Annotated in this window: 10 protein-coding genes; 5 read left to right on the forward strand and 5 right to left on the reverse strand. The window is 69.0% G+C overall.

Annotated elements, in window-relative coordinates; all coding sequences use genetic code 11:
- Nucleotides 1-305: 305 nt before the first annotated feature.
- The 3 genes from surE to CM1CMNOD_RS19770 all read right to left on the reverse strand — a co-directional run bounded on the left by surE (nt 306) and on the right by CM1CMNOD_RS19770 (nt 4,479).
- The gene (gene surE / locus CM1CMNOD_RS19760; protein ID WP_013875361.1) at nt 306-1,265 is read right to left on the reverse strand and encodes a 5'/3'-nucleotidase SurE; all 960 of its coding nucleotides are present in this window, start codon (nt 1,263-1,265) and stop codon (nt 306-308) included.
- Nucleotides 1,266-1,450: 185 nt separating this feature from the next.
- Nucleotides 1,451-2,644 carry a YncE family protein gene (locus CM1CMNOD_RS19765; protein WP_013875362.1) on the reverse strand — a complete coding sequence of 398 codons (1,194 nt, stop codon included), beginning with the start codon at nt 2,642-2,644 and terminating at the stop codon, nt 1,451-1,453.
- A 320-nt stretch (nt 2,645-2,964) separates the two neighbouring features.
- Nucleotides 2,965-4,479 (reverse strand): MFS transporter, encoded by a 1,515-nt coding sequence (locus tag CM1CMNOD_RS19770; protein WP_013875364.1) that lies wholly within the window; start codon nt 4,477-4,479, stop codon nt 2,965-2,967.
- A 70-nt stretch (nt 4,480-4,549) separates the two neighbouring features.
- Here CM1CMNOD_RS19770 and CM1CMNOD_RS19775 point away from each other — a divergent pair, with 70 nt between their 5' ends.
- From CM1CMNOD_RS19775 to CM1CMNOD_RS19785, 3 genes are all read left to right on the forward strand, one after another.
- Nucleotides 4,550-4,984 (forward strand): MarR family winged helix-turn-helix transcriptional regulator, encoded by a 435-nt coding sequence (locus tag CM1CMNOD_RS19775; protein WP_013875365.1) that lies wholly within the window; start codon nt 4,550-4,552, stop codon nt 4,982-4,984.
- Between the two features lie 241 nt (nt 4,985-5,225).
- Nucleotides 5,226-6,701: an MFS transporter gene (locus CM1CMNOD_RS19780; protein ID WP_013875366.1), complete on the forward strand. Its 1,476-nt coding sequence runs from the start codon at nt 5,226-5,228 to the stop codon at nt 6,699-6,701.
- 38 nt (nt 6,702-6,739) lie between these two features.
- Entirely contained in the window at nt 6,740-7,423 is a 684-nt protein-coding gene (locus tag CM1CMNOD_RS19785) for a TetR/AcrR family transcriptional regulator (protein ID WP_083828380.1), read from the forward strand.
- Between the two features lie 103 nt (nt 7,424-7,526).
- On the opposite strand, the gene CM1CMNOD_RS19790 is transcribed toward CM1CMNOD_RS19785, so the two are convergent.
- Nucleotides 7,527-9,176, reverse strand: a complete 1,650-nt coding sequence (locus tag CM1CMNOD_RS19790; RefSeq protein ID WP_013875368.1) for an MDR family MFS transporter — start codon at nt 9,174-9,176, stop codon at nt 7,527-7,529.
- Between the two features lie 179 nt (nt 9,177-9,355).
- Here CM1CMNOD_RS19790 and CM1CMNOD_RS19795 point away from each other — a divergent pair, with 179 nt between their 5' ends.
- The gene (locus CM1CMNOD_RS19795) at nt 9,356-10,249 is read left to right on the forward strand and encodes a TetR/AcrR family transcriptional regulator (RefSeq protein WP_013875369.1); all 894 of its coding nucleotides are present in this window, start codon (nt 9,356-9,358) and stop codon (nt 10,247-10,249) included.
- Nucleotides 10,250-10,277: 28 nt separating this feature from the next.
- Here the strand turns inward: CM1CMNOD_RS19795 and CM1CMNOD_RS19800 are convergent, their stop codons facing one another.
- On the reverse strand, nt 10,278-10,919 hold the full coding sequence (locus CM1CMNOD_RS19800) for a TetR/AcrR family transcriptional regulator (protein WP_013875370.1): 642 nt from the start codon (nt 10,917-10,919) through the stop codon (nt 10,278-10,280).
- Between the two features lie 115 nt (nt 10,920-11,034).
- Between CM1CMNOD_RS19800 and CM1CMNOD_RS19805 the strand changes: the two genes are divergently transcribed.
- Nucleotides 11,035-11,817, forward strand: a complete 783-nt coding sequence (locus tag CM1CMNOD_RS19805; RefSeq protein ID WP_013875371.1) for an NmrA family NAD(P)-binding protein — start codon at nt 11,035-11,037, stop codon at nt 11,815-11,817.
- Nucleotides 11,818-11,932: the final 115 nt, after the last annotated feature.

Consider the following 11,932-nt stretch of genomic DNA (forward strand, 5'->3'; position numbering starts at 1 on the left):
ATCAATTATCCCACATAGGGATCACTGTCCGAAGAACGGGGACCACCTCAGCTACCGCACAACGCCACCGTGACGGCCGCGCCCGGCGCCCGTACGTCGGCCTCGGGCGCCATGACGAGAACCGCGGTGTGCGCGAAGGCCTGGCGCATGGAATCAGTATGGCGGCCGGTGCCGGTGGCCGGCCCGGCCAGCGTTCGAGAGACCTTCCCGGACCTCCCGCGCCGTCGAAGCCTCGGCCTTCCCCGCCGCGGGCCCGGTTGTTCCGCCGGGAGGTGTTCCCGGCCGGGAAGGCGTTGTATGTCCTGTCAGAGAATTCCGCGGAGCCAGCCCTGCGTGGAACCGTCCACGTCGCGGTCCGCCTCCAGCGGGGTGACGCTGACAAACCCGTCCTGGATGGCGCGGGTGTCCGTGCCCGCGACAGCGGGTTCGCCCCCCAGCGTGAGCCCGATCGTGTAGATACCCGGCTGCCCGGCCGACCCGCTGGTCGGTTTGTAGTCGAAGTTGGCGAACAGATTGGTGTCCAGCGTGGTGGAGCGCACTCCTCTGGGAGGCAGCACCGAGCCGGGCTTACCGGTGGCAGGGTCGACTGGTCCGGCCAGTACCGGATAGTTGACGTTGAGGCCGACTCCCCGGGGTATCAGCGTGCCGTTTCGCGATCTGGTCTCCAGCCGCCGGACAAGATCGACTATGTACCCGGCCGAGTTCTTCGCCGCGGCGGCGGTACCTTCCTGCCAGGTGCCCGGTGTTTCCAGGCTCACCGCGACCGCGGGTACTCCGAACTCGAGTGCGGTCAGGGCGGCGTTGACGGTGCCGGAGTGGTTGGCCGCCTGACCGAGATTGTTGCCCGGATTGATCCCGGAGATGACCAGGTCGGGCTTCTGGTTCGCGAAGATCTCGTCGAAGGCGAAGAACACGCTGTCCGACGGCGACCCTGGCGTGACCGTCCACACCTCGGGTTCGGGACTGGCGACCGTGAGCTGCAGCGGGGGCAGGGAGATACGGCCGCCCTGGCCACTCTGGTCGGTACCGGGTGCCACTACGACCACATGATGCCCGGCCGTTCTGAGCGCGTCCCGCAACGCGGCAATCAACGGGGTGCCCGATCCGCCCGGGCCGCGCCATCCGTCGTCGTTGGTGAGCAGAATCCGCAACGGACGTGTGGGGACGGTGGCACCGGGACCCGACGCCGACGCACTCGACGTGAGAACCACCGGCGAGCAGAGGACAGCCGCCGCGAGGACAGCAAAGATTCCACGTTTTTTCATGCCGCAAAACTAGAATAATGGGGGCAACGGTTTTCCCGGGCCGGGAAAAAATTCGACAAATAACAGTTGAACCCTTGGCGCGGCAGGTCGAAAAACCAGCGTTTCGTAACCGGAAAGGTCGTCGAGGGTAGCCGAGCCGGCCAAAGCGCTTCCTCGGCCAGCGGACGGGCGCGACGTGGGCCGCGTCAGCGGAGGATGCCGGTGTGGCCGAGGGAGTAGCGGCCGGGCTGGGGCCAGACGCAGGCGCCGTGCGGGCCCGGGCCGACCCTGATCCGGGCCAGCAGGCTCCCGTCCCTGGTGGAAATCGCGTAGACCTCGCCGTTGTAGCGGCCGGTCAGCCACAGCACCGACCCGTCGGCGGACACCCCGCCCATGTCCGGGCTGCCGCCGCCGGGAAGCTGCCATTTCTGCCGGACCTGGCGGGTCGCGAAATCGATGACGGAGATGGAGCCCTCGCCGCGGTTCGACGCGTACATCACGGTCGCGTCCCGACTCGGGTAAAGGCCGTGCACGCCCTTGCCCGTCGCCAGAAAACCAACCTTCTGGAAGCGCACCGGGTCGATGATGTGCAGGCCGTCCGCCATCATGTCGGCGATGTAGAGCAACTCGCCCCGCGGGTCGAGCTTGATGTCCTGCGGCATACCACCGACCGTCAGGTAGCCGACGACTGAAAGCGTCCGCAGGTCGACCTTGACCAGCTTGCCGGAGAACTCGCAGGTGGCCACGAAGAACGAGTCGTCGGCGGCGAAGTCGACATGGTCGACGCCAGGGCAGTCGACCTTCACCTGGGTGCGCAGCTCCCAGGTTTTCGGGTCGTAGAAGTCCAGTCGCTGCAGCGCCTCGGCGACGACGACCGCATATTTCCCGTCCGGGGTGAAATACATGTTGTACGGGTCGGCGACGGGGATGTTCGGCCCTTTTATCTTCCCGGTGACCGGGTCGAGCGGGGTGAGGCTGTTACCCGCGTTGTTGGTCACGTACAACGTCGACAGGTCCCACGACGGGACGACGTGCTGCGGATTACGGCCGGTCACGAAATGGTCGACCACCTTGAAGGTCGTCGGGTCGATCACGTCCACGGTGTCGCTGTCGCTGTTCGGGACGTAGACGAGTTGCCTGGCCCCGCGGACGGCCGGGCTGAGCTGGTTCGCCCCGGCGGCGGCGTACACGTTCACCGGCTGGGCCCCACCACCCCCGCCGCCGGCGGCCGACGGCGACAACGGCGGGGTTCCCGGCAGTCCCGAAGCCCTCACCGGAGGCAGGGCGGGCCCGGGCGGCCCGGCTTCCTCACCACAGGCCGCGACTACCCCGAGCCACAACGCGGCGATAACCACCAGGCGCACTGCCCGTGACGATCGGGCGTCGTGGTACGTCCACACAGGGCATGCTCCGATTCCGGCGGGTTCGGGAAGGACAAGCGTAGGGGCCTCCGCCTTGGTGACACTCGGCCGCATAGGGAGGCTATCCAGCCAGGAAGGTGCGGATGGACAGCACCCCATCACGGAAAGTTGTCAAATCCGCCGATCTCGTGTGGATCCGTACATTCCAGCGCCACGTCCAGGGCCGCACCACGGGCCATTTCCGCTACTGACGGTGATTGCGCTCGGCGGGGTGGCGGGGACACGCGCCCACTGTACGGCATCGCCGCTCCGACCGGCCTCGGCCGGCGCCTTCTCGTGGGCGAGGTGCGCGGTGCCCGTCAGCGGCTCCGCGCCGACTGCCCGGGCAGGACAGCTCCGTCGGCCGGCTGGCTCGGGACGTCCACGACTTCCCGCCTGCTCCGGGGAGCGCGCAGCACGGTGACGGCGAGCAGGAGGCCGAACGCCACGCATCCCGCGCCGGTGAGCACCCCGAGACGGCAGCCGCCGGTGAACGCGGCGAGCTGGCTGTGGCCGTCGGCCAGGAGGCCGGCCGTCCGGTTGCTGGACAGCGTCCCCAGCGCGGCCAGGCCGACCGCGGCGGAGATCTGCATGGAGACGTTGACGATCCCCGAGGCCAGGCCGGCGTCGGCAGGCGCGACCTGGGCCACGGCCATGGTCAGCAGGGGCATGAAGACCGCGCCGGTCCCCAGCCCGACCAGGACGAAGGCGAAGAAGAGCCCCGGGAAGTAGTCGACGTGCTCACCCCCGAGCGACCAGGCGAGCAGCAGCAGTCCGACGATCATGGAAATCAGCCCGGCGACGAGAACCCGCTCGGGCCCCCAGGCGGACACAAGCCGGGCGGTGATCCCCATGGAGAGCACGGCCACCATGACGGTCTGTGGCAGAAACGCAAGCCCCGTGTGGACGGCGTCGTACCCGAGGGTCTGCTCCAGGTACAGCGCCCCGAAGAAGAACACTCCGTACATGCCGGCGGCCACGACCGCGCGTACGGCGCTGGAACCGATGAGGCTGCGCAGCCGCAGGATCCGTATCGGAACGAGCGGGTTCGACGTGCGTGACTCACGGACGGCAAACGCGCCGAGCAGCGCGACCGTGACCGCGCCGAGGCCAAGGGTGTGCCCCGACAGCCAGCCGTACTCGGCCGCCTGCACGATGGCGTCGATGCCGATCAGCGCCGCCGCGGTGACCAGAACAGCACCTGGCAGGTCGGCCCCCTGCCGCAGGCCGCTGCCGGGACGTTCGGAGAGGAACGCGGCCGCGGCCGGCAACGCGAGCAGGCCGATCGGGATGTTGATAACGAAGATCCAGTGCCAGCCCAGAGCCTGCGTGAGGGCACCGCCGAGCAGCAGGCCGAGCGAGCCGCCGCTGACGGTGACAAGCAGGTAGACGCTCATCGCCCGGGCCCGCTCCTGCGGCTGCGGGAAGTCGGTGACGATGAACGCGAGGATGGTCGCCGACGCCAGCGCCCCACCCAGGCCCTGCGCGAAACGGGCGGCGATCAGGAACGCCTGCCCGTCGCTGAGCCCGCAGGCGGCCGAGGCGGCGGTGAACAGCGCCATGCCGGCGAGGAAGACCTTTTTCCGGCCGACGAGGTCACCAAGCCGGCCGGCGACCAGCAGGAAGCTGCCGTAACTGATCATGTAGGCGTTGACGACCCAGGTGAGGTTGGCCTGGCTGAAGTGCAGGTCGTTCTGGATGACCGGCAGCGCGACGTTCACCACACTGGAGTCAAGAATGATCATTAGCTGCGCCGTGAGGGCGACCAGCAGGGCGAGCCATCGCCGCCGCGAGCGGGAGAGCGTGATTGGAGCCGGAACGATGATGTCGCTCATGGAATAGTCACTATATCGTTGATTATCAAAGAAGCAATATTGACCCCGCAATGATAAGATCGTTGGAATCATGAGCGTCGCCGCAACCACCTCAGGGTCGATCGTCCTGCTGACACGCCTCGCCCGACGCGTGTACAGGGAGGCCACCGACGACGTGCTCGGCATGACGCTCAAGCAGTTTGTGGCCCTCAACCATCTCGGCGAGGACACCGGCATCCCCCAGCGGCAGCTCAGCGACGTGCTGTGCCTGGACGCGAACAACCTCGTGCTGCTCCTCAACGAGGTCGAGCGCCTGGGCTGGGCGGAACGCCGGCGCGACCCGGCCGACCGCCGGCGCCACCTTGTCTATCGCACGCCCGCCGGCAGCGGCGCCCTCATGGCCGCCGAACGCGGGATGGACGCCGTCGAGGACAGGATCCTCGACACGCTCAGCCCCCAGGAACGCGCAACCCTGCGACTCCTGCTCGCCGCCGCGCTGGCGGAGGGTACGCCGTCCCACGACTGACGGCGACCACACGCGATCGACCGTGATCGGTCGAGGCTGGTCAGCAACCAGTGCACCAGCTACGACACCGGACAAGGCGTGACGCGGCCACGCGTGGCGCCTTCGGCGAGCCGCGACGGTCTCGACCACCAGCAGCCGGGCCGACTCCGGGCCGCCGAGTGACCGGCCAGCTAAACGGAAGCAAGCTCCGCTTAACTGTTACGATCCGGAGGGCAATTCCGCTTGTCCGGGACGGAGACCCATGTCCACAGAACGCAGCGACCGGCAGGTCGCCATCACCTTTGCCGCACTTACACTCGGCACTGCCGGTTACACGCTGCTGCAGTCGATGGTGCTGCCGGCACTACCGGTCATCCAGCGGGATCTGCACACCTCCCAGACGACGGCAACCTGGGTGCTCACCGCCTACCTGCTGTCCGCCTCGGTCGCGACCCCCATCCTGGGCCGCCTCGGCGACATGTTCGGCAAGAAGAAGATGCTCGTCGTCGTCTATGCCTCGCTGACCGCCGGATCGCTGCTGGCCGCGCTGACGAGCTCGGTTGGCGTTCTCATCGTCGCCCGGGTGATCCAGGGGCTCGGCGGCGGGCTGTTCCCACTGTCCTTCGGCATCATCCGCGACGAGTTCCCGGCCCGCCGGGTGCCCGGCGCCATCGGGATGATGTCGGGGATGCTCGGCATCGGCAGCGCGTTCGGCATAGTGATCGCCGGACCGGTGGTCGACCATCTGTCGTGGCACTGGCTGTTCTGGATCCCGCTCATCATGTCAGCGATCGCCACCCTGGCAACAGCGCTGTTCATCCCGGAGTCCCCGGTGCGCAACCCGGGACGGGTCAACCTCCCGGCCGCGGCGCTGCTGTCCGGCTGGCTGGTCGCACTGCTGCTCGGGCTCAACCGGGGCAGCGCCTGGGGCTGGACGTCCGGCGGCACACTGGCCCTGTTCGGCGCGGCCGTGGCGCTGGTCGTGCTGTGGATCCAGGTGGAGGAACGCTCCGCCGTACCGCTGATCGACATGACGATGATGCGTGTCCCGGCCGTGTGGTGGACCAACGTGGCGGCGCTGCTGCTCGGCGTCGGAATGTACTCGACCTTCATCGTCATCCCGCCCTTCCTGCAGGCGCCCCCGGAGGCCGGCTACGGCTTCGACGCCTCGGTCACCACCTCCGGGCTGTACATGCTGCCCACCAGCATGGCAATGATCATCATGAGCTCCCTGATCGGCAAGATCACCGTCCGGCGTGGGGCCAAGCAGCCGCTGGTGGTGGGTTCCCTGCTGGCCTCGGTCCCGTTCCTGATACTCTCGGTCGCGCACCGGGAGCCCTGGGAGTTCTTCATCGCCACAACCATCCAGGGCATCGGTATAGGGCTTGCGTTCTCGTCCATGTCCAACCTGATCATCGAGGCTGTTCCGCCCACCCAGACCGGGGCCGCGACCGGGATGAACGCGAACATCCGCACGATCGGCGGATCGATCGGGAGTCAGGTCGTCACCAGCATCCTCGCCTCCGGCGCGCTGGCGAGCGGGCTGCCGAGCGAGCACGGCTACAGTGTGAGCTTCGCGGTACTGGCCGTGTCGATGGTTGCCGCCGCGGTGGCGGCCGCGATCGTGCCGGTACGCCGGCAGCCCACCAGCACCCCGGCCGCCGGGGCCGCGGCCACCAAGAGCATGGCGCTGCCCGAGCCGCGCGGCGGCGCTCCGGCGACCACACAGTCCTGGTAGAGGCTGTATTCGCCGCGTGACCCTACTACCGTGTCGTCATGAGCAGGACCGCGGAAACTTCGTCCGTGCCCGCGCCGTCAGAGGTCACGGCGCCGGAACGGCTACGCTGCGACGCGGCACGAAATCGGGAACGGGTGCTGTCCGCGGCGTCCGAGGTGTACGGCGAGCGAGGCCCCGCCTTCACCATGGAGGAGGTCGCCAGCCGCGCCGGAGTCGGTATCGGCACCGTCTACCGCCGATTTCCGACCAAGGGCGCGTTGCTGGACGCGATCGCTCTGCCCTATCTCGAACGCATCCTGAGCCTGGCCAGGGCCGCCGGTGAGCACCGGGAACCCGGCGAACGCCTGGAGACGTTCGTGCGGACGTTCGCCGAGCGGCACGCCAGCGAGAGGATGGGCAGCGGTCGGCTGTGGGACTCCACCCTCGGCCGGCCGTTGCGGGATGAGATCGCCCGGGTGGTGGACAGCCTGCTGGACGCCGCCCGCAAGGCCGGCCGGCTGCGCCCGGATGTCACCTACCGGGACGTCTCCGTCCTGTTGTGGACGCTGACCAGCCTGATCGACGCGACCGACCAGATCGCGCCGATGGTGTGGCGCCGCCATCTGGACCTGCTCCTCGACGGATTGCGCCCTGGCGGCCCACGGCCGCTGGCCACTCCACCGGTCAACGCGGAGGAGTGGGAGAGGGTGGTCACGAGCTCTGCCGCGCTGCGCCTACACTGACCGGCCGACTGACTGAGTCAGACTGCCGGCCGGCTGGGTCAGACGCCGAGCCGTGACCTGGCGGTACGCCGAAGCTGGTCGGCGGGCTTTACGCTCAGCGCCCTCAGCCTTCGTTCAGGCCCGGGGACGGTGCGGCCGCCGTCCGCGCGACACCAGGCAGAAGATCGATATCTCCTGGGCCCGCGGCATCCGCCGGGGATGTCGGCCCGGCCGGGCCGGTCGGTTGGGCCAGGCCGGCAGCCTGCGCGGGGACGGCGGCCCGCGCGGGTGCGGCCGTCTTCCGGCCGGGCATCAGGAAGGCGAACGGTACCGCAACGGCGGTGAAGGCCAGCGTCCACCAGAAGGTGTTCCCGAAGGCGTCCGCCAGCCCGGCCGCGTCCACCTGACCGGCTCCGCCCCGGTCGGCGATTCCCTGGGAGAGGACCACCGCGAGCACAGCGGTGCCGAGAGAGCCGCCGATCTGCTGGAAGATCCGCACCGCCGAGGTGGCGCGCGGAATCTCGTCCCGGCGCAGGCCCTGGTAGACCGCTGTCATGACAGGTATCAGGGCTGCCGCCAGGCCGGCGCCACGGACGGCCAGCGACAGGCCGAGCAGCCACTCGCTGGTGTCGGTGCCGACCTGGGTGTAGGCGGCAGTGCCCAGCACGCTCAGCAGCAGGCCGGTGAGGACGAGCAGCCGGGTACTGCCCCGGTCCGTGAGTTTGCCGACCACGACCATGGTAATCATCATCCCGAGCCCCTGCGGAGCCAGCAGCAGCCCGGCGCCGGCTGCACTGCGTCCGCGGACCTGCTGCTCGTACAGCGGGAGCAGCAGCATCGCGCCGAACAACGAGATCCCGAAGAGGAACATCATCGCGGCCGAACCGGTGAAGGCGCGGCTGCGGAACATCCGTAGGTCGATGATCGGTTCGATGGCGACCCGCATGGAGTGCACGGTGAACAGAACCAGCAGGACCACGCCGGCGATCAGCGGGACACTCGCGTTCGCGTCCGCGAAACTGCCCCGGCTGCCGGCCTCCGAGAAGCCGTAGACGACCGCCGCCAGCGCCGGGGAGAGCAGCGCGAGCCCGAGAACGTCCAGCGGGTGCCGACCGGGGGTCCGTACGTCGGGCATTCCTCGCCAGGCCAGCAGCAGAGCGATGAGGCAGATCGGGACGTTGATGAAGAAGATCCAACGCCAGCTCAGGTTGTCGAGTATCACACCACCTATGACCGGTCCCAGGATGGGCGTCACCAGGGCGGGCACGGCGACCGTGGCCATCAGCCGCCCCAGCCGCTGCGGACCGGCGGCCTGAGCGAGAAGGGTCTGCATCAGCGGCAGGAGCATGCCGCCGCCGATGCCCTGCATGACCCGGAAGGCGATCAGGCTGCCGGCCGACCAGGCCGAGCCGCACAGTGCCGACCCGACGAGGAACAGCGCCAGCGACAGTATCCACATCCGCTTGCCGCCGAACCGCTCCACCGACCAGCCGGTCAGTGGGATCACCATCGCCAGGGCGAGCATGTACCCGGTGCTGACCCACTGGATCGTCGAGATTCCGACGTTGAACGAGCGGCCCAGAGTGTCGATGGCGACAGCGATGATCGTGGTGTCCAACTGCACGACCACCGCGCCGACCAGGATGATTCCGGCGAGACGGATCAGTGCCGGGTCGAGCCGGTCCGCCCCCGCCCGCTTCGGCTCCCGGGGCCCGTTCGGCTTGTTCAGCTCGTTCGGTCGCCCGGACGCGGTGGACGCCTGGGGTTCTGCCATCACGAGCCTCCGGAAACAGTTGATATTGGAGTGTCCTGGCGCGACGTAGGCGGTCGGATACGCGGCCATCGTTGACGCTACACCGTATCGATATCTCGTACAGCGTCCATCGAACGGGACGTCGTATCGATTAATCGTACGCGGTATCGCCGGATCCGATCCGGCGATACCCTCATTGCGTGTCCTGCGAGCGCCATGCCGCGATCCAGGCGCCGGCCGCCTCTCCGCAGGCCGACCGGCCGCCGGTCGGCCTGTTGTGGACCCGCCTGGCCAAGGAGAAGAAGCCGGGGCTCAGCCGGGACGCGATCGTCGACGCGGCGATCACGCTGGCCGACGCCGAAGGGCTGGGCGCGGTCTCCATCCGGCGGGTCGCGGCGGCGCTGGGCGCTCGTCCGATGAGCCTCTACTCGCATATCAAGCGCAAGGACGACCTCTTCGAGCTGATGACCGACAAGGCCATCGCCGACATCATCGTCCCCGAGCCACTGCCCGCCAACTGGCGGGAGGCGTTGTGGACCATCGCCCAACAGACGCGCGCCGTCACCCTACGACGCCCTTGGATCGTGAAGGCCAGGGGCACCTGGCCGCGTCTGGGCCCCAACGCCATCCGTCACATGGAGCAGTCCCTGGCCGCCGTCGCCAGCCTCGACATCGACCAGCGCCGCAAGATCTGCATCCTGCGGACCATCGACACCTACACGATCGGCCACATCGTCACCGAGCACCTGGAACAGCGCATGCCCCCGCGGGACAGCGGGAACGCCGCCGAACAGCAGCATCTGATGCAGAGCTACCTTCGCGCTCTCGTCGCAACCGGCGACTACCCCCGTATCGCCGACCTCGGTCCCGACCTCGCGTTGCTGACCGACCGCGGCGAGGCGCAGCAAAGGTTCGACGAAGGCCTGGAGTGGGTACTGGCCGGCATCGCGGCCTCCCTCGCGGAGCTCCCACGTGGTGCCCGCCGCCCGGACACCTCCCACCCGGATGCCTCCCGCCCTGGCGCATCCTGCCCGGATGCCGCGGGCGCGGGGCGGGGAAACGGCGTGAAACAGGGCCACACGGCGAACTCGTAGTCTCACCCGCCGTCGACGCGGTGTCGCGTCAAAGGCTGCCGTTAGCCTTCCGTGATCCGTGATCTGTGATTCGTGGCAGGCCTGTTTGCAGCCCGGTCATCATCAGCGACAGCAGACGGTCGGTCAGCTCCGCTCCCCCGGACGTCCGCTCACCCGCCCAGGCGATCGCCGCCACCAACACGAACAGCTCTTCGGCGGTGACGTCCGGGCGAACGGCCGCGGACCGCTGGGCGCGGACGAGCAGGCGGGCCGCGGCGGCACGCATGGCATGGCACGAGGAGTACAGATGCGAGCCCTCGTCGTGTAGCGCGGCCAGCACCGAGGCGGGCAGCCCATGGTAGGCGACCGAGCGGACGGCCATCTCCCGCAGCCAGATGATCAGCGCGTCGCCCGGGGCCGGGGACGTGAGCAGTTCCTCCGCCTTCGCACGCAGGCTGTCGAAGCCGTTGCGCATCAGCGCCTCGACGAGCGCCTCCCGGGTCGGAAAGTGCCGGTAGAGCGTCCCGATCCCGACACCGGCCCGTCGCGCGACCTCCCGCAGGGAGGCGTCGGTGCCGTGCTCGGCGAAGGTGACGCGGGCAGCGGTCAGCAACAGGTCGTAGTTGCGGCGGGCGTCCGCGCGCAGGGCGGGGTCAGCGGCTGCGGGCGTGTCGCTCGTCGGCTTCGCCATGTGGTGCGCCTCCCGGGTGTTGCGATATGGAGCACTGCTCCATATATTTCCGGAGCGAGGCTCCGAATCGTGTCCGGAGACTACCTCCTTCAGACGCCCGCTACCGGGAGGGATCATGGCCAAGACGTCCAAGAGCATCCTCGTGACAGGACCGACCAGAGGGCAGGGAGCCGCGGCCGCCGCATACCTGCTTGCGGACGGATGGCAGGTGCGGGCCCTGACCCGCGACCCGTCCAGCGCGGCCGCACAGGCGCTCGCGCGGGCCGGAGCCGAGATCGTCGCCGGGGACATGCACGACCGCGCCTCGCTGGATGCGGCCGCCCAGGGTGTCCACGGCGTCTTCAGCGTCCAGCCCGCATGGGATCAGCCCGTCCGCGACAGGCCCGGCACGGCGATCGACGAGGTGCGCCTCGGTGTGAACGTGGCCGACGCGGCCAGGGCCGCCGACATCGAGCATTTCGTCTACACGTCGGTAGGCGGTGCCGAGCGCGGCTTCGCCACGGACGGCGGACCGGTCCAGATCATCGCCGTCGACGACATCGGGGCGTTCGCCGCGCTCGCCTTCGCCCGCCCGGAGGGCTACCTGGGCAAGGAGATCGAGATTGCCGGCGACGAGCTGACAGCGCGTCAGATCCTTGCCGTCATCAGCCGCGCGACCGGGCGGAGCATCGAGTACCGCGAGCTCTCGCTGGAAGCGGTCACGCAGTTCGGGCCCCTCGCCGGCAGCAACCTCGACGACCTCAGAGCCGCGTACCTCTTCGCGACCGACAAGGGCGGCTGGCAGGCGGACATCCCCACGCTGCGCACGCTCCACCCGGGGCTGATGGACTTCGAGACCTGGCTGGCGCGGCAGGGCCGAGCGAAGATCGAAGAACTGTTCCGAGCGTACCCCGCCTGACCCGGCCCGGAAGGCGGCAACGGGTACGGGGAGGCTGGTCGGCCGGCCCGGGTGGTCACCCGGGCCGGCCGACTCAGTGGTGCAAGGTGCTCACCAGGTACACGGTCGCCTAGTG

It is taken from the genome of Protofrankia symbiont of Coriaria myrtifolia, from assembly GCF_900634755.1.
Classification (GTDB): domain Bacteria; phylum Actinomycetota; class Actinomycetes; order Frankiales; family Frankiaceae; genus Protofrankia; species Protofrankia coriariae.